21 protein-coding genes are annotated in these 23185 nt (G+C 56.1%); 9 read left to right on the top strand and 12 right to left on the bottom strand.

Annotated elements, in window-relative coordinates:
• Positions 1–10: 10 nt before the first annotated feature.
• Together INF73_RS13280 and bglX are read right to left on the bottom strand one after the other, a co-directional pair.
• On the bottom strand, positions 11–928 hold the full coding sequence (locus INF73_RS13280) for an ABC transporter substrate-binding protein (protein WP_028013842.1): 918 nt from the start codon (positions 926–928) through the stop codon (positions 11–13).
• 146 nt (positions 929–1074) lie between these two features.
• Positions 1075–3372 carry a beta-glucosidase BglX gene (bglX, locus tag INF73_RS13275; RefSeq protein ID WP_193541942.1) on the bottom strand — a complete coding sequence of 766 codons (2298 nt, stop codon included), beginning with the start codon at positions 3370–3372 and terminating at the stop codon, positions 1075–1077.
• A gap of 189 nt (positions 3373–3561) precedes the next feature.
• Here bglX and dld point away from each other — a divergent pair, with 189 nt between their 5' ends.
• Together dld and INF73_RS13265 are read left to right on the top strand one after the other, a co-directional pair.
• The gene (dld, locus tag INF73_RS13270; RefSeq protein ID WP_045259739.1) at positions 3562–5310 is read left to right on the top strand and encodes a D-lactate dehydrogenase; all 1749 of its coding nucleotides are present in this window, start codon (positions 3562–3564) and stop codon (positions 5308–5310) included.
• A gap of 112 nt (positions 5311–5422) precedes the next feature.
• Positions 5423–5977 (top strand): GNAT family N-acetyltransferase, encoded by a 555-nt coding sequence (locus INF73_RS13265; RefSeq protein WP_028013845.1) that lies wholly within the window; start codon positions 5423–5425, stop codon positions 5975–5977.
• 96 nt (positions 5978–6073) lie between these two features.
• Here INF73_RS13265 and pbpG read toward each other — a convergent pair whose 3' ends face one another.
• Together pbpG and INF73_RS13255 are read right to left on the bottom strand one after the other, a co-directional pair.
• Positions 6074–6997 carry a D-alanyl-D-alanine endopeptidase gene (gene pbpG, locus INF73_RS13260; protein WP_193541944.1) on the bottom strand — a complete coding sequence of 308 codons (924 nt, stop codon included), beginning with the start codon at positions 6995–6997 and terminating at the stop codon, positions 6074–6076.
• 167 nt (positions 6998–7164) lie between these two features.
• A complete protein-coding gene (locus tag INF73_RS13255; protein WP_028013847.1) occupies positions 7165–7752 on the bottom strand; it encodes a Yip1 family protein in 588 nt (195 codons plus the stop codon).
• A gap of 157 nt (positions 7753–7909) precedes the next feature.
• Between INF73_RS13255 and INF73_RS13250 the strand changes: the two genes are divergently transcribed.
• Positions 7910–8482 carry a DedA family protein gene (locus tag INF73_RS13250; RefSeq protein WP_193541946.1) on the top strand — a complete coding sequence of 191 codons (573 nt, stop codon included), beginning with the start codon at positions 7910–7912 and terminating at the stop codon, positions 8480–8482.
• Between the two features lie 44 nt (positions 8483–8526).
• Here the strand turns inward: INF73_RS13250 and INF73_RS13245 are convergent, their stop codons facing one another.
• The 4 genes from INF73_RS13245 to INF73_RS13230 all read right to left on the bottom strand — a co-directional run bounded on the left by INF73_RS13245 (position 8527) and on the right by INF73_RS13230 (position 12684).
• Positions 8527–9291 carry an SDR family oxidoreductase gene (locus tag INF73_RS13245; RefSeq protein ID WP_193541948.1) on the bottom strand — a complete coding sequence of 255 codons (765 nt, stop codon included), beginning with the start codon at positions 9289–9291 and terminating at the stop codon, positions 8527–8529.
• 50 nt (positions 9292–9341) lie between these two features.
• On the bottom strand, positions 9342–10760 hold the full coding sequence (gene mdtQ, locus INF73_RS13240) for a multidrug resistance outer membrane protein MdtQ (RefSeq protein ID WP_028013850.1): 1419 nt from the start codon (positions 10758–10760) through the stop codon (positions 9342–9344).
• Between the two features lie 152 nt (positions 10761–10912).
• Positions 10913–11845, bottom strand: coding sequence for a tRNA dihydrouridine(16) synthase DusC (gene dusC / locus INF73_RS13235; RefSeq protein ID WP_049137321.1), 933 nt, complete (start codon positions 11843–11845; stop codon positions 10913–10915).
• Positions 11846–11886: 41 nt separating this feature from the next.
• A complete protein-coding gene (locus INF73_RS13230) occupies positions 11887–12684 on the bottom strand; it encodes a helix-turn-helix domain-containing protein (RefSeq protein WP_193541950.1) in 798 nt (265 codons plus the stop codon).
• Between the two features lie 59 nt (positions 12685–12743).
• Here INF73_RS13230 and INF73_RS13225 point away from each other — a divergent pair, with 59 nt between their 5' ends.
• The 6 genes from INF73_RS13225 (at position 12744) to INF73_RS13200 (ending at position 18096) form a co-directional block, all read left to right on the top strand.
• A complete protein-coding gene (locus INF73_RS13225) occupies positions 12744–13448 on the top strand; it encodes a type 1 glutamine amidotransferase (protein WP_193541952.1) in 705 nt (234 codons plus the stop codon).
• Between the two features lie 190 nt (positions 13449–13638).
• Positions 13639–14034, top strand: coding sequence for a CidA/LrgA family protein (locus INF73_RS13220; protein ID WP_193541954.1), 396 nt, complete (start codon positions 13639–13641; stop codon positions 14032–14034).
• Positions 14031–14726: a CidB/LrgB family autolysis modulator gene (locus INF73_RS13215; RefSeq protein ID WP_041909023.1), complete on the top strand. Its 696-nt coding sequence runs from the start codon at positions 14031–14033 to the stop codon at positions 14724–14726. The genes INF73_RS13220 and INF73_RS13215 overlap by 4 nt, the downstream gene beginning before the upstream one ends.
• A gap of 129 nt (positions 14727–14855) precedes the next feature.
• The gene (cdd, locus tag INF73_RS13210) at positions 14856–15740 is read left to right on the top strand and encodes a cytidine deaminase (RefSeq protein ID WP_193541956.1); all 885 of its coding nucleotides are present in this window, start codon (positions 14856–14858) and stop codon (positions 15738–15740) included.
• 126 nt (positions 15741–15866) lie between these two features.
• Positions 15867–16586, top strand: coding sequence for an outer membrane permeability protein SanA (sanA, locus tag INF73_RS13205; protein WP_028013857.1), 720 nt, complete (start codon positions 15867–15869; stop codon positions 16584–16586).
• A gap of 121 nt (positions 16587–16707) precedes the next feature.
• A complete protein-coding gene (locus INF73_RS13200; RefSeq protein WP_193541992.1) occupies positions 16708–18096 on the top strand; it encodes a glutamine synthetase family protein in 1389 nt (462 codons plus the stop codon).
• Positions 18097–18145: 49 nt separating this feature from the next.
• Here the strand turns inward: INF73_RS13200 and mglC are convergent, their stop codons facing one another.
• The 4 genes from mglC to galS all read right to left on the bottom strand — a co-directional run bounded on the left by mglC (position 18146) and on the right by galS (position 23086).
• Positions 18146–19156 carry a galactose/methyl galactoside ABC transporter permease MglC gene (gene mglC, locus INF73_RS13195; RefSeq protein WP_013097952.1) on the bottom strand — a complete coding sequence of 337 codons (1011 nt, stop codon included), beginning with the start codon at positions 19154–19156 and terminating at the stop codon, positions 18146–18148.
• Between the two features lie 15 nt (positions 19157–19171).
• Positions 19172–20692, bottom strand: coding sequence for a galactose/methyl galactoside ABC transporter ATP-binding protein MglA (gene mglA, locus INF73_RS13190; protein ID WP_028013859.1), 1521 nt, complete (start codon positions 20690–20692; stop codon positions 19172–19174).
• A gap of 79 nt (positions 20693–20771) precedes the next feature.
• Positions 20772–21770, bottom strand: a complete 999-nt coding sequence (mglB, locus tag INF73_RS13185; RefSeq protein WP_014884564.1) for a galactose/glucose ABC transporter substrate-binding protein MglB — start codon at positions 21768–21770, stop codon at positions 20772–20774.
• A 293-nt stretch (positions 21771–22063) separates the two neighbouring features.
• Positions 22064–23086: an HTH-type transcriptional regulator GalS gene (galS, locus tag INF73_RS13180; protein WP_193541957.1), complete on the bottom strand. Its 1023-nt coding sequence runs from the start codon at positions 23084–23086 to the stop codon at positions 22064–22066.
• Positions 23087–23185 lie beyond the last annotated feature (99 nt).

Below are 23185 nucleotides of genomic sequence, written 5' to 3'. Positions count from 1 at the left end.
CCCTTTCCCGTTACTTCACAAGCCCTTGTTGTTTCAGGAAGTCGGCGGCCACTTTTTTGGCATCCAGTCCCTCGACGGCAATGCTGGCATTCAGCTGTTGCAGCGTTTTTTCATCCAGCCTTTCGAAGACCGGTTTGAGCCATTCCGCAATATCCGGGTAGGCTTTCAGCACCGCCTCACGCACAACCGGGGTTGGAGCGTAGATCGGCTGAACGCCTTTTGGATCGGTCAGGGTTTGCAGGCCCAGCGCCGCGACCGGGCCGTCGGTGCCGTAGGCCATCGCCGCGTTAACGCCGGAGGTTTGCTGCGCCGCCGCCTTAATGGTTACCGCCGTATCTCCGCCCGCCAGCGAGAGCAGTTGCGCCTGGTCGAGCTTGAAGTCGTACGCTTTTTCGAATGCAGGGAGCGCGTCGGGACGCTCGATAAACTCCGCGGACGCCGCGAGCTTGAAGTCGCCCTTCTCTTTCAGGTAGCGGCTGAGATCCGCAAGCGAGGTGAGCTTCCCTTTCTCCGCCACGTCCTTACGCACGGCGATAGTCCAGGTATTGTTGGCCGGGGCCGGGGTCAGCCAGACCAGCTTGTTCTGTTCCGCGTCGAGTTTTTTGACTTTTTCATAGCCAGCTTTGGCGTTTTTCCATGCCGGATCGTTCTCTTCTTTAAAGAAGAACGCGCCGTTGCCGGTGTATTCAGGATAGATATCCAGCTCGCCGGAGGTAATCGCGCCGCGCACGACGGGCGTGGTGCCCAGCTGAACTTTATTGACGGTTTTCACGCCGTGGCTTTCCAGCACCTGGAGAATAATATTCCCGAGCAGCGCGCCCTCGGTATCGATCTTTGAGCCCACTTTTACCGGCTCCGCCGCCTGTAACGGCAGGCTTAGCGCCGCGAGCAGCGCCGCAGAAACTACCATCCCCGATTTAATCGTCATTCCGCTGTCCTCATTTTTTTATCGCCTTTTTCAGAGGCTTGAGAGAAAAGCGTAGCTTAAAACGGCGGATTTACCCGGCAAAATGCCTTTTTAGCATAAGGTAAGACGCATCCCCCGATGGACGGGGGATGCAAAGGAGGGAAAGGTTACAGCAGCTCGAACTCGCCTTTATTTACGCGGGCGGAATCCCCCCCGATAAAGACGTTAAACTTGCCCGGTTCCGCATCATATTTCATCTGCTGGTTCCAGAACTTCAGCGCATCCACGTCAATCGGGAAGCTGATGGTTTTGGTTTCGCCAGGTTTGAGATTGACCTTCTCAAAGCCGCGCAGCTGCTTCACAGGACGGCTCATCGAGGCGGTGACATCCTGCACGTACATCTGAATCACCGTTGCCCCTTCACGCTTGCCGGTGTTGGTCACCTCGACGCTAGCGGTGACATTGCCGTCACGCTTCAGGCTCGGCGCCGACATTTTCACCTCAGAAACCTTGAAGGTGGTGTAGCTCAGGCCATAACCAAACGGATAGAGCGGGCCGTTAGCTTCGTCAAAGTAACGAGACGTGTATTTGTTCGGCTTGTCGGCGTTGTACGGGCGACCGGTGTTCAGGTGGCTGTAGTAAACCGGGATCTGCCCGACGGAGCGCGGGAAGGACATCGGCAGCTTGCCCGACGGGTTGTAATCGCCAAACAATACGTCGGCGATGGCGTTACCGCCTTCGGTGCCGGCGAACCAGGTTTCCAGAATGGCGTCAGCCTGCTGGTCCTCTTTCACCAGCGCCAGCGGACGACCGTTCATCAGCACCAGCACCAGCGGCTTGCCGGTCGCTTTCAGGGCGGCGATCAGATCGCGCTGGCTCTGCGGGATGGTGATGTCAGTACGGCTGGAGGCTTCGTGCGCCATACCCTGCGCTTCCCCCACGACCGCGACAACGACGTCAGACTGCTTCGCCGCGTTGACCGCTTCGTCGATCATCTCCTTCGGCGTGCGCGGATCGACCTTCACCGCTTCCTCGTACTGGTTGAGGAAGGTGACGATGTCTTTATCGTCGGTGACGTTCGCCCCTTTGGCGTACACCACTTTGGCGTTTTCACCGACGGCGCTCTTGATGCCGGTCAGGACGGTAACGGACTGATCGGCCACGCCCGCAGCAGACCAGCTCCCCATCACGTCGCGCTTGCTGTCAGCCAGCGGGCCGACCACAGCAATAGTGCCGGATTTTTTAAGCGGCAGCGTGTCGAGGCGGTTCTTCAGCAGCACCAGGCTTTCGCGCGCCACTTCACGCGCTTCTTTGCGGTGCAGGCGGCTTTCGGCGTTGGTATCCGCCGGGTCAGAATCTTTCGGCCCCAGGTGGCTGTACGGATCGTTAAACAGCCCCATGTCATATTTCACGTTCAGCACGTGGCGCGCGGCATCGTCCAGCTCCGCCATCGTTACCTTGCCGCTCTTCACCAGCCCCGGCAGGTATTTGCTGTAGTACTCGTCGCTCATGCTCATGTTGATGCCGGACTTGAGCGCCACGCGCACCGCGTCTTCCGGATCGGACGCCGTGCCGTGCTTGATCAGCTCTTTAATCGCGCCGTGGTCGGAAACGGTGATGCCCTTAAAGCCCCACTGGTCGCGCAGCACGTCTTTCAGCAGCCAGGAATCGGAGGTCGCAGGCGTGCCGTTCAGCGAGTTCAGCGCCACCATCACCGCGCCGCTGCCCGCATCCAGCCCTGCCTTGTACGGCGGCATGTAGTCGTTAAACAGGCGCTGTGGGCTCATGTCGACGGTGTTGTACTCTTTACCGCCTTCCACGGCGCCGTAGGCCGCAAAGTGTTTAACGCTGGTCATCACCGAGTAGCGGTCCGCCGGGCTCTTGCCCTGCATCGCTTCCACCATGGTTTTGCCCATCGTGGCCGTTAAATAGGTGTCTTCACCGAAGCCTTCCGAGGCGCGGCCCCAGCGCGGATCGCGCGAGACGTCCACCATCGGTGCCCAGGTCATGTTCAGGCCGTCGTCCGCCGCTTCATAGGCCGACACGCGCCCGACGGTTTTCACCGCGTCTAGGTTAAACGAGGAGGCTAAGCCGAGGCTGATCGGGAAGACGGTGCGCTGGCCGTGCACCACGTCATAGGCGAAGAACAGCGGGATTTTCAGGCGGCTGAGCTGCATCACCTGATCCTGCATGGCGCGAATATCCTGGCGGGTGACGGTGTTAAAAATCGCGCCCACCTGGTTCTCTTTGATCATCTCGCGGATGGCCTCTTTCGGGTTATCCGGGCCAACGCTGATCAGACGCAGCTGGCCGATTTTTTCATCGACCGTCATCTTCTTAAGCAACTCCGTGACAAACGCGTCGCGGGCTTCAGGCGTGAGCGGGTGATTACCAAACAAATCCTCTGCCAGCGCAGGTTGCAGCGCCAGGCTGACGGCGACACCTACAGAACATAGCCATTTCATGTTGTTATTCTCTCTCATCAATAACCGTGGGAAGCACCCGGCCAGACCGTGCGAAAAGCGCAGTGTGCCATAAACCCTCTGAACGTTGCAGGGTTATTCTCTGATTTTTCTCGTGAATACTCGACCGCTGAACAGTTAATCGCGCTATGCTTTACAGCGAGAAATTTGCCCCACCACAAGGAGTGGAAGATGACTTCTGTTCGAACTGACGATAACAAAACATTTATTAACGAACTGTCGCGCCTGGTTGGCTCCTCTCACCTGCTTACCGACCCGGCCAAAACCGCCCGCTACCGTAAGGGTTTCCGCTCCGGCCAGGGCGACGCGCTGGCGGTGGTCTTCCCCGGCACGCTGCTGGAGCTGTGGCGCGTGCTGAGCGCCTGCGTTGCGGCGGACAAGATTATTTTAATGCAGGCGGCCAACACCGGCCTGACCGAAGGTTCCACGCCGAACGGCAACGATTACGATCGCGATATCGTGATTATCAGCACCCTGCGCCTCGACAAGCTGCACCTGCTGGACAAAGGCGAGCAGGTGCTCGCGTTCCCGGGCACCACGCTCTACTCGCTGGAAAAAGCGCTTAAGCCGCTGGGCCGCGAGCCGCACTCGGTGATCGGCTCCTCCTGCATTGGCGCCTCGGTGGTCGGTGGGATCTGCAATAACTCCGGCGGTTCGCTGGTCCAGCGCGGCCCGGCCTACACCGAAATGTCACTTTTTGCCCGCATCGATGAAAACGGCAAGCTGACGCTGGTGAACCACCTGGGCATCGATCTGGGCGTGACGCCGGAACAGATCCTCAGCAAGCTCGACGACGACCGCGTGAGGGACGAAGACGTGCAGCACGATGGTCGCCACGCGCACGACCACGATTACATTACCCGCGTGCGCGATATCGAGGCCGATACCCCGGCGCGCTACAACGCCGACCCGGATCGACTGTTTGAATCGTCCGGCTGCGCGGGCAAGCTGGCCGTTTTTGCGGTGCGTCTCGACACCTTCCCGGCAGAGAAAAAGCAGCAGGTATTTTACATCGGCACCAATCAGCCTGAGGTCCTGACCGAAATTCGTCGCCATATTCTGGGCGAATTCACCCACCTGCCGGTGGCGGGCGAGTACATGCATCGGGATATTTACGACATCGCGGAGCGCTACGGGAAAGACACTTTCCTGATGATCGATAAGCTTGGCACCGACAAAATGCCGTTCTTCTTCACCATGAAGGGCCGCACCGACGCGATGCTGGAGAAAGTGCCGCTGTTCAAGCCCCACTTTACCGACCGCTTTATGCAGAAGCTGGGCAACGTTTTCCCTGCACATCTGCCGGAGCGAATGAAAACCTGGCGTGATAAGTACGAACATCACCTGCTGCTGAAAATGGCCGGGGACGGGATCGCCGAAGCGCAGAGCTGGCTGACCGAGTTCTTCAGGACGGCTGAGGGTGATTTCTTTGCCTGCACGCCGGAAGAAGGCAGCAAAGCCTTCCTGCACCGCTTCGCCGCGGCAGGTGCCGCTATCCGTTACCAGGCGGTACATTCCGAAGAGGTGGAAGATATTCTGGCGCTGGATATCGCCCTGCGACGCAACGACACCGAATGGTTTGAACATCTGCCGCCGGAAATCGACAGCAAGCTGGTGCATAAGCTCTATTACGGCCACTTTATGTGCTACGTCTTCCATCAGGACTACATCGTCAAAAAAGGGGTAGATGCTCATGAACTGAAGGAGCAGATGCTCGCCCTGCTGCGCGAGCGTGGCGCACAATATCCTGCGGAACACAACGTCGGGCATCTTTATAAAGCCCCTGACGCCCTTAAGCAGTTTTATCGCGAGAATGACCCTACAAACAGCATGAACCCCGGAATCGGGAAAACAACGCGGAAGAAATACTGGAAAGAGAGTGCAGACGCGGAGCAGCGCATAACGCAAGCGTCTGATTAAACCCTACAGCCAAATTTGAGAGATTGTTTCGCGCGCCTTAATCGTAATAGAGTAGCGGTCTGTCGCCGGAGAAATGTTTCTCCGGCATTCTATAACGAGGAGCAGGCGCATCATGTCGGCTGTTGATGTTTTATCCGAAACCGAACTGGAAGTGCGCGACGCCCTTCCCGATGATGTGCATGCCATCGCCGCCATCTATGCCTGGCATGTGCTTCACGGACGCGCGTCATTCGAGGAAGTCCCCCCCACCATCGACGAAATGCGTCAGCGCATGAAAAGCGTGGCCGAGAACGGTTTACCGTGGCTCATCGCGCTCTATCGCGGCATCGTGGTGGGCTATTGTTACGCCACCCCTTACCGACCGCGTCAGGCCTATCGCTATACTCTGGAAGAGTCGATTTACGTGGATGCCAGCATCACCGGACGCGGTTTTGGCACCGCATTAATGAACGCGCTGATCGCGCGCTGCGAGCAGGGCCCGTGGCGGCAGATGATTGCCGTTGTGGGAGATGGTAATAATAATTCCGGCTCGTTACGGCTGCATAAAAAACACGGCTTTGAGATTGTCGGTCAGCTTCGCAGCGTGGGGTATAAGAAAGGCGACTGGCGGGATACGGTGATAATGCAGCGCCCGCTCAACGACGGTGACTGGACGCTGCCGGAATAAACGCAGTGCGGTCTGGTGCCCTCACCCCGGCCCTCTCCCACAGGGAGAGGGAGAAAACATAAAAAACGGTAACGCATGTTACCGTTTTGCTTTTACCTAATCGTTTTGCGCCGTCGCCATCTGCTCCGCTTTCTGCTTTTTATAGGTCAATGCCGCAGCCGGAACGGGCTGCACTTTCCCGGTCTCAATCCAGGTCCGCAGGCGGCTCGCATCCGCGAAGTGGGTATATTTCCCGAAGGCATCCATCACCACCAGCGCCACCGGCTTACCGTTAAACACGGTGCGCATCACCAGGCAGTGGCCTGCCGCATTGGTAAACCCGGTTTTGGTTAACTGAATATTCCAGTTCTCGCGGTACACCAGATGGTTCGTGTTGCGAAACGGCAGCGTGTAAGACGGATTCGAGAATGTCGCCATGTCCTCACGCGTGGTGCTGAGCTGGCCGAGCAGCGGGTACTGCTTGCTGGCAATCAGCAGTTTCGTCAGATCGCGGGCCGTGGAGACGTTGTTAATCGACAGACCCGTCGGTTCAACAAAATGAGTATTGCTCATCCCCAGCGCTTTGGCTTTGGCGTTCATCGCGCGGATAAAGGCATCGTAACCGCCAGGATAGTGGTGCGCCAGACTTGCCGCCGCACGGTTTTCAGACGACATCAGCGCCAGCAGCAGCATATTTTTACGGCTGATTTCACTGTTCAGGCGCACGCGAGAGTAGATCCCTTTCATCTCCGGCGTGTGGCTGATATCCACTTTCAGCTTTTCGTCCAGCGGCAGGCGAGCATCAAGCACCACCATCGCGGTCATTAATTTGGTTATTGAAGCGATCGGGCGCACCAGGTCCGGGTGGCTGGCGTAAATCACCTTATTGGTGTTGAGATCAACAATCATCGCGCTGCCGGACGCAATTTGCGGCTGGGCAGCAGCGGTGGTCACCGCGGGCGTTTTGGCGATGGCTGGCACGGCAGCGGACGCGCCCAGCAGCAGCGCCAGGCTAAGTAAGGAGACACGAAATTTCAGCATGGTGAGACTTCTGATAATTATTCACGCACGTAATGACGTACACCGCCTGCGTCGACGGATAAACACAGGCTGGCTTCGGCATCATAGCGGTCACCGTGCTTTGTCGCCAGCGGATAATCGTGAACAGATGCTGCATTGCTGGCATTTACGCCAGCAATGCAGTGAGCTTAGAAGAGACGGTATCCATAACCCCAGAGAATAACCGTCAGTGCCAGTAACACCTCCAGTACCAGCACCCCGATGGCAAGCGTGGAACCGGAGAAGCTCAGGCCCTCTTCTTTATTGATATTCAGGAAGGTTGGAACGCCCAGATACAGCAGATAACCGGTGTAAAAGAGCGCAACAGTACCGATCAGCGCGCACAGCCAGACCAGTGGATAGAGCGCAACAATACCGCTTAAGAACAGCGGGGTCGCGACGTATCCGGCGAAGACCATACAGTGTGCCAGCGATGGGCGCTGTGGGTAGTTACGCGCCATCCAGTGAATGACGCGCCCCATGACCGCCACCCCTGCCAGCATCAGGCCATAAAAGAGAATGGCCAGATAAAGCCCGGTAAACCAGGAGAGCTGAACCACGGTACCGTCACCGAAGTTCCAGCCGATTTGTGTTGTGCCAATAAACGCGCATATTACCGGCACCGCGGCCATCAGCAGCACATGGTGGGTGTAATGATGCGAGACCGTTTCGTTCTCACTTTTGATGACATGCATTTCACGATCGGGATGGGAGAAAAGTCCCCAGACATGGTTCATAGCGCCCCCTTGTTGTCGGCCCGTCAGCGATACCTTAAGTATAATGCAGGCTTTAGATTATTTTATGTACAGTGGGAAATTTCCGTTGATTGCCGCGCGGTTGATTCATGAGGTATATGATTAAACGAGGTACGCAGAGGGAGATAACCGTTACGTAATGGATATTAACGCACTCATTGAACAATATGGATATGCCGCGCTGGTCATCGGCAGCGTGGCGGAAGGTGAAACCATCACGCTGCTGGGCGGCGTCGCCGCGCATCAGGGCTTACTGAAGTTTCCGCTGGTCGTCGCTGCGGTCGCGCTGGGCGGCATGATTGGCGATCAGCTGCTCTACTTCCTGGGGCTGCGCTTTGGCCCGACGCTGCTCAAGCGTTTCGTTAAACACAAAAAGAAAATCAACCGCGCGCAGCGCCTGATCCAGCGTCACCCTTATCTGTTCGTCATAGGCACCCGCTTTATGTACGGCTTCAGGATCATCGGGCCGATACTGATTGGTGCCAGCCGCCTGCCGCCAAAAATTTTCCTGCCGCTGAATATTGTCGGCGCGATAGCCTGGGCGCTGATCTTCACGACGCTTGGTTACGTGGGTGGCGAGGTGATTGGCCCGTGGCTGCATAACCTTGACCAACACCTGAAGCACTGGGCGTGGTTGATTCTGGTGGTTGTGGCGGTGATTGGGGTCAGGCTGTGGATGCGGCACAGAGACAAGAAGCGGGATGAGGAGTGAGTCAGCCTGGTGCCCCTCACCCCTTTGGGGAGAGGGGAAAACTGTCACCCTTCCGGCTTAAACTGCGGGTTCGCCAGCATAAAGCCCCCGTCGACGATAAACGATTGCCCTGTGGTATAGCTGGCGTCGCTGTCACACAGCCACGCCACCAGGCTGGCGATTTCTTTGGTGTGGCCCGGCCTTGCCAGCGGGATTTCCGGCATTGACCCTTCCTTCACTTCGCTGTCATCCATATCGTTCATCGGCGTGGCAATGGCCCCAGGCGCGACGGCGTTCACCAGAATCTTGTGCTTCACCAGCTCCATCGCCATCGACTTGGTTAAGCCGCCGAGCGCGTGTTTCGCAGCCGTGTAAGCGCTGGCATCAGGCAGCGGCGTGTGCTCATGCACCGAGGTGATGTTCACAATCCGCCCCCCTTCCCCCTGCTTCACCATCTGCCGTGCCGCAATCTGCGAGCAGAGAAACGCGCCGTCCACGTCGACGGTAAAAATGTTCCGCCAGTCGTCAAACGCCATCTCAAGAAATGGCGCTTTGGTCATCGCTCCGGCATTGTTAACCAGCACGTCCAGCCGGCCGAAACGTGCAATCAGCGTTTCAATGGCTTCAGTGCCGTCCGGGAGCGTGCTTAAATCAAGATGGATAGCCTCTGCACGCTGCCCACGCGCTTCAACTTCACGGCAGGTTTCCAGCGCCCCTTTTTCATCCGAATGCCAGGTGACGCCAATATCAAACCCGCGCTCTGCCAGCATCAGCGCCGTGGTTTTACCGATCCCGGAATCCGATGCGGTTACAATCGCTACTCTGTTCATACTCACCTCCTGAAAAACTGCAAAGAGGTAAGTATAGATAATGACCTTTTTTAGCCATGATGATAGCCGCCGCCCAGCGCTGACGTCAGCTGCAGCGTGGCGTCGAGATACTGGCCTTTCAACATGACGCCTTCAAGATGCTCTTTTAGTGCCGGGATTCTGGCTTCGCTGACCCGCGAACCGGCAATAATACCTGCACTAAAACGCGCCTGCGCCAGCGCCACCACGCGCGCCGCGTCTTTTTCTATCTGCTGCTGGTGACGATTTTTTGCCGTCAGGGTTTCAACTTCACTTGCCGTACGCGCCACCTGATTGACCGCCTCCACCACCGCTTTGTTGTAGTTCGCGACCGAGAGGTTATTCTGCGCCTGGGCGATATCCAGATTAGCGTTCAGCCTGCCGCTGTCGAAGATCGGCAGCGTCAGTCCGGCAGTCACGCCCATCTGCTGGGCTGAAGAGCGGAACAGATCGCTCAGGTGCAGGGCATCCTGCTGTAAGAACGCCATCAGGTTCACGTCAGGATAGAACGCCGCTCTGGCGGCTTCCACCTCGCTCATGGAGGCTTCGATATACCAATGCGCCTCCTGCAGATCCGGACGGCGTGCCAGCAGTTCATATCCCAGCGTTGACGGTAGCGAGGCTTCGGCTGCAGGCAACGGGTGGCGCGTAAGGTGTGTCGCCGGGGTGCCGGTCAGCGCATCCAGACGCGCTTCAATGGCCTTCATTTTGCCCTTTACGTCGGCCAGCTGTTCATTAGTCTTACTGGCGTGTATATCGGTTTCGACGCCCTCCACCGAGGAGGTAATACCGTGCTGATACAGTTCGCGATCGGCGTCGATAATATTTTCCTGCTCCTGTTTAATCCGGGTAAGAACTTCCCCTGCTTCGGCCTGGGTCTGCCACGCCCAGTAAAGGCGCGCAACGCTGGTTGAAAGCAGCTGGCGGGTCTGCTCCAGCTCCGCTTTTTGCGCATTCACTTTACCGATACGCGCTGCAATCCGGGCGCGGTTTTTTCCCCATAGATCGAGATCCCAGCCCGCCGTCAGGCCAAAGGTGCCGTTGGTATACCATGGGCCGGTGGTGCCCGCCGCCGGGTCGGTAAGGGCAAACGGCCCCATCAGCCCCTCTGCCGACATTTTTTGCCGTTCAACATCCGCTGAAAAATCCATTTGTGGGCCATCGGCTGCGATAGCGGCTCTGGCCTGCGCTTCGGCAAGCGTAATGCGCTGCCGGGCAATTTGCATATCGGGCGCATCCGCTATGGCTTTGGCAATAAGCGAATTTAACTGCGGATCGTTATATTCTTTCCACCATTCATTTTTCGGCCAGTCCGCATGACGAAGTTGGGTATTAACGGACGCGGCTGTCGTTTGCGTTTGAATTGGCGACACCGTGGAATGTTCCGGTGCGCAGGCAGCCAGCATAAAAACAAGGGGAGCACTCAGAGATAAAATAAGAAAACGTTTCATTACGCCATGCACTCAAAAAAATAAAGGCGCAACTTACGCTTGATGACGCGCTATTTTTTAGTAACGCGTGGCAATCCGCAAATTGTCATACACTTACATACTCGGCAAAATATTCACCGAGTGAATTATTTATTTTTAAATATAACTGCCTGTTATTTTGACTGTATAACCCGCGCAATATCAGCCGACGTTTGCAGCGTGCGGATCTCCTGAAATAATCCCAGCGCTTCGCTGTACTCTTTGCGTAAATAACTCAGCCACTGCTTAATACGCGCGACGTGATACAAACCGGTATCGCCCTGCTTTTCCAGACGGCTGTATTTTTGCAGCAGCGTGACGACATCTGCCCACGGCATACGCGGTTCGTTATATTTCACCACCCGGCTGAGGTTCGGCACGTTCAGCGCGCCGCGGCCAATCATCACCGCATCGCAGCCGGTGGCTTTCAGGCACGCCTGCGCGCTCTCGTAATCCCAGATTTCGCCGTTGGCGATCACCGGAATAGTAAGTCGTTTGCGGATTTCACCAATCGCCTGCCAGTTAATGCGCTCGGCTTTGTAGCCGTCTTCTTTAGTGCGGCCATGCACCACCAGCTCGGTGGCCCCGGCCTGCTGCACCGCATCGGCAATTTCAAACTGTCGGGCGTCGCTGTCCCACCCCAGGCGCACCTTAACCGTCACCGGCAAATGCGAGGGCACGGCCTCACGCATGGCTTTCGCGCCGCGGTAAATCAGCTCAGGATCTTTCAGCAACGTCGCTCCGCCGCCGCTGCCGTTCACCAGCTTCGACGGACAGCCGCAGTTCAGATCCACCCCGTAAGAGCCAAGCGCTACCGCGCGGGCGGCGTTTTCCGCCAGCCATTCAGGATACTGGCCGAGCAGCTGAATACGCACCAGCGTGCCGGAAGAGGTTCGGCTCTGGTTGTGCAGCTCGGGGCAGAGCCGGAAGAAGGATTTTACCGGCAACAGCATATCGACCACGCGCAAAAACTCCGTCACGCAGAGATCGTAGTCGTTCACCTCGGTCAGAAGCTCGCGCACGAGAGAGTCGAGCACGCCTTCCATTGGGGCCAGTAAAACACGCATAACAGTACCTGTGAAAAAAGACGCGGTATAGTAGCCGCTCTCTATATCGCTGGGAAGCGCTTCTGTTCAGGCAGAAAGTCACCCGGCGTTGCCCCAACAATAGCGCGAAACGCCGCCGCAAATGCCGCCGGGCCGGAAAACCCCAGCATCCAGGCCACCTGCTTAACCGGGTATCCGTTGGCGAGGAGATCCAGCGAGGCACAAATCCTTGCGCGCTGTCGCCAGGCCCGAAAGCTAAAGCCGGTATCGTTGATAAACGCACGTGAAAATGTGCGTTCAGACATCGCGGCCCGTTCCGCCAGCCTTTCCAGAGAGAGATCCCAGAGATTGTTGGCAATGATGTCACAGGCCACGCGATGTAAGCGCTCATCCACGGGCATCGGCAGTTCGGCAAAAATCTGCTGCGTCTCGCTGAGGATGTCGAGCAGCAAAACGGCCATGCTGCGCTGGCTTGCCGGCCGGTATTCCGCGCTGAACAGCCCGGCAATCAGCTCTTTGAACAACGCTGTGGCCATAATTACGTGAACCTCGTCTTTCCGCTTAAAAGGTTCGCATTGCGAAATCAGTGCCGGGCTAAACCAGACCGCGCGAAGCTCCGTTGCGGATAACACGCTGTAGGTATGCTCCTGAAAGGGAGGGATCCACAGCGCGCGCTGCGGCGGTATGACCCAGCGTTTGCTGCCGGTTTCAACCAGCATAACCCCCTTAATGGCAAACAAAAGTTGTCCCTGCGAATGCTGGTGAGGCGGATCGACTTCGCCGCGCGTATAGCTAATTGCCCCTCTTGACCATCCGATAGCATCGTCGTGAATTGGCGTTTTATCGATAACGGTTGGCATTTCACATTCCCCCCTTCCTCTTATGATGCTGCTTGTACACGTAACCAGAGAGAGACGCAATGCACATCCATTTTATTATTCATGAACATTTCGAGGCGCCAGGCGCCTATGAAATCTGGGGGAAAAGTCGCGGCTGCAGTCTGAGCTACACCAGAGTGTATCAGGGCGAACCTTTACCTGAGGAACTGGGGGGCACAGACCTGCTTATCATCATGGGAGGCCCGCAATCCCCCGCCACCACGCTTGAGGAATGCCCCTGGTTTGATGCGCAGGCGGAAAAGGCACTCATCAGCCGCGCGATAGAGGCAGGTAAAACGGTGATAGGCGTTTGTCTGGGCTCACAGCTTATCGGCGAAGCGCTGGGCGCAGCGTTTTGCCACAGCCCGGAAAAAGAGATCGGCAAATTTCCCGTCAGGCTCACAGATGCAGGCAAGGCGAACCCGCTGTTTGAGGGCTTTGGCAGCGTGCTGAACGTCGGTCACTGGCATAACGATATGCCTGGGTTGACGCCGCAGGCTAAGGTTCTGGCTTACAGCGAGGGCTGTCCCCGTCAGATCGTGCAATACAGCGAACGGGTTTACGGTTTCCAGTGCCATATGGAGCTGACGCCGGAGGTGGTAGAGTTGCTGATTGAGCATTCGCAGAATGACCTCCGCCGTGCGGGTGAGTTCCGTTTTGTCGAAACGGCGGAAAAACTCCGCTCGCATGATTATCGCGAAATGAACCAGGTGCTGTTTTCTTTTCTCGATAAACTGACCGCCTGACGCTGATGCCTTCTCTGGCGCGTGACTTCGCCAGCGCAATCCCTTTCCTCTAAACTGTAGCCTGCACCAGTAAGGTGATACCGGACGTTCCATTCCGGAATGTCTGGTATGCTCAAAATTCATGATGTGATCCGTGGCACATTTTTAGGTTTAATTGTATGATGAATGCGTTTCAGCAAGGACTATCACCATGAGCAAACCATTGAACATTATCTGGCAATATCTGCGCGCATTCGTCCTGATTTACGCCTGCCTGTATGCCGGGATTTTCATCGCGTCGCTGCTGCCCATCACCATTCCCGGCAGCATTATCGGTATGCTGATCCTCTTCGTTTTACTGGCGCTGCAAATTCTGCCTGCAAAGTGGGTCAATCCAGGCTGCCTCGTCCTCATTCGCTATATGGCGCTGCTTTTCGTGCCTATCGGCGTCGGGGTCATGCAGTATTTTGATTTGCTCAAAGCGCAGTTCGGCCCGATTGTAGTTTCCTGCGCGGTCAGCACGCTGGTGGTTTTCCTGGTGGTGAGCTGGAGCTCTCATCTGGTACATGGCGAACGCAACGTGGTCGGGGAGAAAACAAAAAAATGATGGCTAATATCTGGTGGTCACTGCCGTTAACCCTGCTGGTATTCTTCGCCGCGCGCAAGCTTGCCGCACGATTTAAAATGCCCTTGCTGAACCCCCTGCTGGTGGCGATGGTGGTGATTATTCCCTTCCTGCTGCTCACCGGCATTCCTTATGAGCGTTACTTTGCGGGCAGCAAAATTTTAAACGACCTCCTGCAGCCCGCCGTTGTCGCGCTTGCCTTTCCTTTATATGAGCAGCTGCACCAGATCCGCGCACGGTGGAAGTCCATCATTACTATCTGTTTTGTGGGAAGCCTGGTGGCGATGATTACCGGCACGTCGGTGGCGCTGTTGATGGGGGCCTCCCCGCAAATTGCCGCCTCTATCCTGCCTAAATCAGTGACCACGCCTATCGCGATGGCGGTAGGCGGCAGCCTCGGCGGTATTCCGGCCATCAGCGCGATGTGCGTGATTTTCGTCGGTATTCTCGGCGCGGTGTTTGGCCACACTCTGCTGAACGGGATGCGTATTCACACCAAAGCGGCGCGCGGGCTGTCGATGGGCACCGCCTCGCACGCGCTGGGTACCGCACGCTGCGCGGAGCTGGACTATCAGGAAGGGGCGTTTAGCTCTCTTGCGCTGGTGATCTGCGGGATTATCACCTCCCTGCTCGCCCCGTTCATTTTCCCGCTGATTCTGGCGGTGATGGGCTAAAATTTGCGATGCGTCGCGCAAATTTCATTTTGATTTCATAAGTTGCATACATAATGAGAAGTGGATCACATATAAAGGCCTTACGGCTCCGTAAACTACCGATCCATTAACCTTTATGAGGCAAACGCCATGCACCCACGTTTTCAAGCTGCCTTCGCTCAGCTTGCAGAGAATTTGCAGTCAGCCCTCGCTCCCGTTCTGGCAGATGCACATTTCCCCGCCCTGCTGACGGCGGAGCAGGTCACGGTGCTTAAACAGGCAACCGGGCTGGATGAAGACGCGCTGGCTTTCGCACTGCTGCCCCTGGCTGCCGCCTGCGCCCGGGCCGATCTTTCCCACTTCAACGTCGGTGCTATCGCGCGCGGCGTCAGCGGAACCTGGTACTTCGGCGGGAACATGGAGTTCCTCGGCGCAACCATGCAGCAGACCGTTCACGCCGAGCAGAGCGCCATCAGCCACGCCTGGCTGCACGGTGAGAAAGCCCTGAGCGCCATCACCGTAAACTACACCCCATGCGGCCACTGCCGCCAGTTTATGAACGAGCTGAACAGCGGGCTGCAGCTGCGCATTAACCTGCCGGGCCGCGCGCCGCACACGCTGGGGGACTACCTGCCTGACGCCTTCGGCCCGAAAGATCTGGAGATCAAAACCCTGCTGATGGACGAGCAGGATCACGGTTTCGCCCTGTCCGGCGATGACCTGAACCAGGCGGCCATACGCGCGGCGAACAAGAGCCACACTCCGTACAGCAACTCCCCGAGCGGCGTGGCACTGCAGTGCCGCGATGGCCGTATCTTCACCGGCAGCTATGCGGAAAACGCCGCGTTTAACCCAACGCTGCCGCCGCTGCAGGGCGCACTCAACCTGCTGAGCCTGAACGGCTACGATTATCCGGACATTCAGCGTGCCGTTCTGGCCGAAAAGGCCGATGCGCCGCTGATTCAGTGGGATGCCACCGCCGCAACGCTCAAGGCGTTAGGCTGCACGACGATCGACCGCGTCCTGCTGGCGTAAACCTTCCGGCGGACAGAAATGTCCGCCACGTTGCTGAAAAACCCCTCAGTTGAGTCGCTGTTTCTTGCGCTAACCAGGCGGGTAAAGTAGCCTGAGTTAAATTTCATCCACGAACGAGCCATCTTCATGTTAAAGCGCGTTTTTTACAGCCTGTCTGTCCTGGTCGGCATACTGCTGTTTATCGTGCTGGGTCTCGACCGTTGGATGAGCTGGAAAACGGCCCCCTACATCTTTGATGACCTGCAGGATCTCCCCTACCGTCAGGTGGGCGTGGTGCTCGGCACCGCCAAGTATTACCGCACAGGGGTGATCAACCAGTATTATCGCTACCGCATTCAGGGCGCGCTGAACGCCTACAACAGCGGCAAGGTAAACTACCTGCTGCTGAGCGGCGATAACGCGCTGCAAAGCTATAACGAGCCGGTGACGATGCGGAAGGATTTGATTGCCGCGGGCGTGGACCCTGCCGATATCGTGCTCGATTACGCCGGGTTCCGCACCCTCGACTCCATCGTGCGCACGCGCAAAGTCTTTGATACCAACGACTTCATCATCATCACCCAGCGCTTCCACTGCGAGCGCGCGCTGTTTATCGCCCTGCACATGGGCATTCAGGCCCAGTGCTACGCGGTGCCGTCGCCAAAAGATATGCTGAGCGTGCGCGTCCGCGAGTTTGGTGCCCGCTTTGGTGCCCTGGCCGATCTCTATATCTTCAAACGCGAACCGCGCTTTTTAGGCCCGCTGGTGCCGATCCCGGCAATGCATGAAGTGCCGGAAGACGCGCAGGGTTACCCGGCGGTGACGCCAGAGCAGCTGCTGGATATGCAGAAAAAAGAGAAAAAATAGGCCTGCCTTTATACTTTCTTTACGCCGGTACTGACGCTTTTTATCCCCCCTTTACGCCAGCTCTTTTAACCTGAGTTCACTGCCGCTACGGCTTCATTGAAGAATGACTATGAACTCGATAATGAATGCGTTTTTCCTCAAAAGTCTTCGCCCGTATTTTAACTTCCCCGGTTTATCACTCCCCGGCGCACTTAATTCTGGTCTCTGGCTGGATGAAAAAATTGACGCCCTGCAGCACAATATTGCCGTGGAAGTGGCCGACTATCTGGAACGCTACCCGCAGACGAAACACGTTGACGTTTACCTGAACGATATCAACGGCACGATGCGCGGCAAGCGCCTCACGGTGGAGAGCATGCTGAGTCTGGAAAAAGGCTGTTATTTTCCGCTTTCCGTTTACTCCATGGATCAGAAGGGAAAAATCGCCGCCCCGCTTTATGATGAACCCGACCGGCTGTGCGTCCCGGTCGCCGGTTCTCTGCGTCCCTGTCCGCAGGATCCGGAGCATACCGCGCAGATCCTGCTGACGATGAAGGACAGCGACGGTAACCCCTGCCCGCTTGAGCCACGCGCGATACTGCAGAACGTCGTGGCCCGCTTCCACCAGCACGGCCTTTTCCCGGTCATTGCCCCGGAAATCGAGTTTTACCTGACGGGACAGGGCGAGCGCGATCCGCAAAATCAGGGCTGTTTTCACATGGACACCTCGTCGGCGCATGCGGCGCTTTTTGACGAACTGGAACAGCTGGCGCACCTTCAGCGCATCCCGCTGTCAGGGGTGGTAGCGGAAGCCGAGTCCGGACAGTACGAATTAAACCTGAAGCACAGCCAGCGCGTCGTAGAGGTCTGTGATAACGTGCTGGCCCTGCGCCGCCTGACCCGCTATGTCGCTGAAAAGCACGGTCTTCAGGCTAACTTTATGGCTAAGCCCTTCAGCCAGCTCTCCGGCAGCGGTTTGCACATCCATTTCAGCCTGAACAACAGCCGTGGCGAGAACGTTTTTGCCTCGCCGGTGAACGCGCTGAGCAGCATGATGCGCTTGTGCATCGCGGGCCAGCTGGCGCTGATGCCCGCCTCCGTCGCCATTCTTGCGCCGGGGGTCAACGCGTTTCGTCGCCTGCGAAAAAACCTGACGGAACCCGTCTTTAACTCGTGGGGCTATAACACCCGCTCCGCTGCCCTGCGCATTCCCTGCTCGGAAGAGAGCAACCGTCGTATCGAGTACCGGCTGGCCGGAGCCGATGCGAATCCGTATCTGGTGGCGGCCACAATCCTGACCGGCATGCTGTACGGGCTGGAACATATCGACGAGGGGGAACTCCCGGAACCGCAGCAGGACCAACCGGAACTCCCGCTGTTCCAGCAGGAGGCAATTGAGGCCTTCGCCCGCTGTCAGTATCTCACCGACAGCCTGGGCGATGCCTTTTCCGAACAGTGGGTCGCCTGCAAGCTTTCTGAACTTGAGTGGTTTGAGCGCATTGTGACGCAAGAAGAGTCCCATCTGGCATAGGGCATAAAAAAGCCCGCTCGGTGAGCGGGCCGGGTATGGCGAGTGACGATTACTTCTTACGGGCGTACTTCAGTGAATCCAGCGCCACCGCGAAGATAATGATGGCGCCCTTGATGATGTACTGCCAGTACGGGTTCACGCCGATGTAGGTCAACCCGTAGTTGATGACGGTGAAGATGATCACACCGGTGACCACGCCGAGCACGGTACCCACCCCGCCGCTGAAGGAGACGCCGCCGACCACGCAGGCCGCAATCGCATCCAGCTCGTACATGAAGCCAAGGTTGTTCGTTGCGGAGCCGATACGGCCTGCTTCCAGCATCCCGCCGAAGGCGTAGAACACACCGGACAGCGCGTAAATCATCAGCAGGTTCAGGGCAACGTTTACCCCGGACACTTTCGCCGCTTCCGGGTTACCGCCGATAGCGAAGATGTTTTTACCGAAGCGCGTTTTGTTCCACAGGATCCAGACGAACGCCACCGCAATCAGCGCATAGAAGGTAATGTACGACAGGCGGAAGCTGCCCAGCGCGATAAACCCCTGCGTGAAGGTGGAGAAGCCGCTGTCAAAGCCCGAGATCGGCGACGCGCCCACAAAGTCGTAGTACAGGGAGTTGATACCGTAAACGATGATCATCGTACCCAGAGTGGTGATAAATGGCGTCACGTTCAGGTAAGCGATGATAATACCGTTGATCAGACCAATCACCGCCCCGATGGCGCAGACAATCAGGATCACCACGAAAATCGGCATGGTCGCCATCTCCGGGAACACCTTGTTGGCGTTTTCCATCGACTGCAGCAGGGTTGCCGCAATAACCGCCGCCAGGCCGACCTGACGACCGGCAGAAAGGTCCGTCCCCTGGGTGACGATAAGACCCGCCACGCCCAGCGCAATGATGATACGCACGGAGGACTGGGTCAGAATATTACTCAGGTTCAGCAGGCTTAAGAACGTAGGGTCCTGGAAAATAATAATGGCCAGCAGGACTAAAAGAACAACGTAAATACCGCCTTCTTTCAGGTAAGTGAGAAAACTTTTTTTATTTAACGCACTCATGAGGAGCCCCTGATCTTAAAGGTGCAAAGACGCAAGACGCAAAATTTCATTTTGCGTTGTCGTTTTGGTGTCAACAATACCGGCAACGAGACCATTGCTCATAACCAGAATACGGTCCGTGATCCCTAACAGTTCCGGCATTTCGGAAGAAATAATAATGATCCCTTTATTCTTTTTCGCCAGCTCGGCAATCAGCTGATAAATTTCAAACTTCGCGCCGACGTCAATACCGCGCGTCGGTTCATCCAGCATCAGAATTTCTGGCTGGGTTAATAACCAACGGCCAATAATCACTTTTTGCTGGTTACCACCGGAAAGCGAACCGATTTGGGTACGGTGGCCAGGCGTTTTCACGCGCATGGAGTCAATTACCCACTGGGTATCGCTCTTCATGCGGGAGTTATCCAGCAGCCCGACTTTGTTTTTGTAATTGCGAATATTAGAGATTAACGAGTTAAAGTTAATATCCAGATAAGCATAAATACCGGTCGAACGGCGTTCTTCCGTCACCAACGCAAAACCGTTATTAATGGCTTCGTTGGCATTATGGTTGTTAATTTTCTTACCGTGCAGCGTGATGGTGCCGTCGGCCTTCTCGCGTATGCCAAACAGGGTTTCCACGATGTCGGTACGCTTTGCCCCTACCAGGCCAGCAATGCCAAGAATTTCGCCTTTGTGAAGATCGAAAGAAACATCGCGGATGGACGGCTGGCGCAGCGAGGTCAGATTGCGCACTTCCAGGATTACTTCTCCTGGCTTGTTCTCTTTGTCCGGGAAGCGCTGGTTCAGGGAACGGCCGACCATCATGGCGATGATCTTGTCCATGTCCAGCCCTTCCAGCGGCTGCGTGGCAATCCACTGGCCGTCGCGCAGGATGGTAATTTCATCGCACAGCTGGAAGATCTCTTCCATTTTGTGCGAGATGTACACAATGCCGCAGCCGCGTTCTTTCAGCTTACGAATAATGGTAAAAAGGTGATTAACCTCTTTTTCCGTTAATGACGAGGTGGGTTCATCCATGATGACGATTTTCGCATCATAGGAGAACGCTTTGGCAATTTCGATCATCTGCATCTGGGAAACGGATAATGTCCCCACGCGGGCGCGCGGATCGATATCAATATCCAGCTCATCGAAAATCGCTTTGGTGTCGCGATACATTTTATCCTGATCGACAAACACACCTTTGGTTGGGTAACGTCCCAACCACATGTTATCCATTACCGAGCGTTGCAGTACCAGGTTTAATTCCTGGTGAACCATCGAGATACCGTTTTCCAGCGCTTCTTTCGCTGAATGGAAATCGATCTCTTTCCCCTGAAAAAGAATGCTGCCAGAATCTTTTTGATAGATCCCAAAAAGACATTTTAATAACGTTGATTTACCCGCACCGTTCTCCCCCATTAATGCATGAATAGAGTGAGGACGGACTTTTAAATTAACATTATCGAGTGCCTTAACACCGGGGAAGGACTTGTTGACGCCTGTCATTTCCAACAAGTATTCACCGGACGACTGAGTAGTTGTGCTGACCATAATTATACCTTGTTGGCCTCGCATATCGCGTTATAAAAGGGCGCAACGAATTGCGCCCAGTGAAGACAAAACAAAGATCTTATTTACCGATAAACTCAGCCAGGTTGGACTGGTCTACGCCCACGTAAGGCACGCGAACGATTTTGTTGTCAATTTTCCAGCTGGTGCCATCCGCCGCGCCTTTACCGTCGGCGAGGTTTTTCGCCAGATCGAAGGTCGCTTTCGCCTGGTTGTTGGCATCGTTCAGAACGGTACCGGCCATCGCGCCAGATTTAACCAGCGCCAGCGCTTCCGGCAGGGCATCCACGCCAAATACCGGGATGGACGATTTATTGTGAGCTTTCAGCGCTTCAACCGCACCCATTGCCATCGCATCGTTGTTGGCAATGACCACTTCGATTTTGTTCGCGTTCGGGCCAGACAGCCACGCGTCCATCTTATCTTTCGCCTGAGCGGTGTCCCACATCGCGGTATCTAACGCCAGCTGCTGGGTTTTCAGGCCCTTGTCGTTCAGCTCTTTGATAACATAGGTGGTACGCGCTTCAGCATCCGGGTGGCCAGGCTCGCCTTTCAGCAGCACGAACTGAATCTGACCGTCTTTGTTCAGGTCCCAGTTCGGGTTCGCCGCCCAGTGCTTCGCGATCAGATCGCCCTGAATAATGCCGGACTCTTTAGAGTCAGTACCGACGTAATACGCTTTGTCATAGCTGTCCAGCGCTTTACGGGAAGGTTCTTTGTTGAAGAAGACGATTGGCACGTTCTGGCCGCGCGCTTTCTCAATAACCGTGCCTGCTGCAGCCGGGTCAACCAGGTTGATCGCCAGGGCCTTAACGCCTTTAGCCAGCAGAACGTCGATCTGATCGTTCTGTTTGGACTGGTCGTTCTGGGAGTCATTCATCAGCAGCTGTACGTCTGGCGCTGCTTTCGCATCTTTCTCAATTGCTTTACGCACAACAGACATGAAGTTGTCGTCGTATTTATAGATGGTCACACCAATACGGGTATCCGCAGCGTGCGCTGCTGCACCAAAAAGCATGCTTGCCATTACAGCAGACAGGGTCAACACCTTCTTATTCATGGTATCTCCGGTTTTTTATGCAGGGTAGTTCTTGTGAATAACGATCGGCAGGCAGGTGTTAATAAAACGTTACTGACAGCCGACGTTCACTTATAAAATTTCTATCTTCCGTGGTCGGTAACGCTCCAGAAATGCGTTTTATTCGTTGTTTGCGGCACATTGGCTATGGTGAAAGCGAATAATCACCGTTACATAGCGTTTCAGCCCCTAAAACGCTGACATCATAGTCAGCGCCTTGTTAAGATACTGTGAATTTACTCACAGATTGAAAACGGTTACATCACCTGGTGTAATCAGTTAGTGATCGGAACCACAATTTGCCGGGCGGCGACGGAATGACGACGCACCAGCGTCGGCATGAAGCAGTGAGATGCCCCCGGATCCAGCAGCCCTGCCGCTCCCTGTAGCGCCAGCTCGGTCGCCAGTTTTGCCATAGAAGCAATGGGATAGCGCACCGTAGTCAGCTGCGGGTCGGTGTAACGGGCAATCGGAATATCATCGAAACCAATCAATGACAAATGCTGTGGCACCGCAATGCCGTTATCCTTTAGCGCAGTCAGCGCGCCTGCCGCCATGCTGTCGTTGTAGGCAAACACCGCAGAAAGCTGCAGATTGCGGCCCAGCAGTTCCACCATTGCCGCCTCACCGCCCTGCATATCCGGCGTGCCGGTGCCAATCCAGCTTTCTGATGGCGTAATACCGTGCTCTTTCAGGGCGTTTTGCCACCCCTCACGCCGCAGCTCGTCATCTTCAATGTGATGGCTGGAGGCCAGATAGCCGATCCGCTGATGGCCGTTATTGATGAGCATTTTGGTGGCCATCATGGCGCCGCTGACGTTATCCAGCCCGACACAGCGGTGGGCATAGCCCGGGACGATGCGGTTGATCAACACCATGCCCGGGATCTGCTCCATAAACCCGACCAGCTCTTCATCGCTTAAGGCTTTTGAGTGAACAATCAGGGCGTTGCAGCGCTGGCGGATCAGCACTTCAATGGCATAACGCTCCTTTTCCGCCTCGTGATAGCTGTTGCCAATCAGCACGTATTTCTGATGCTGCTGGGCGACCACATCGACCGCTTTCACCAGCGCACCGAAAAAGGCGTCCGAGACATCCATTACCACCACGCCGATGGTATCGCTGACCTGTGTTGCCAGCGCCTGCGCGTTGGCATTTGGCCGGTACCCGAGCTGGGTCACGGCTTTCATTACGGTTTCACGGGTTTCAGGGCTGACCAGCGCGCTGTTGTTCAGCACGCGGGAGACGGTAGCCACAGAAACGCCCGCCAGACGGGCGACGTCACGAATGGTGATCATATTCACCATCCTTCAAAGAATTGCAGCAACTCACAGACACCCCCTGTGTTTAGCAAGGTGGCTATTTTGGCAGCGAGAGAAAGGGGACTACGTGAAGAA

This window comes from Enterobacter cloacae complex sp. P6RS (assembly GCF_014982245.1).
Classification (GTDB): domain Bacteria; phylum Pseudomonadota; class Gammaproteobacteria; order Enterobacterales; family Enterobacteriaceae; genus Enterobacter; species Enterobacter bugandensis.
This window is presented reverse-complemented; position numbering and strand designations above follow the sequence as displayed.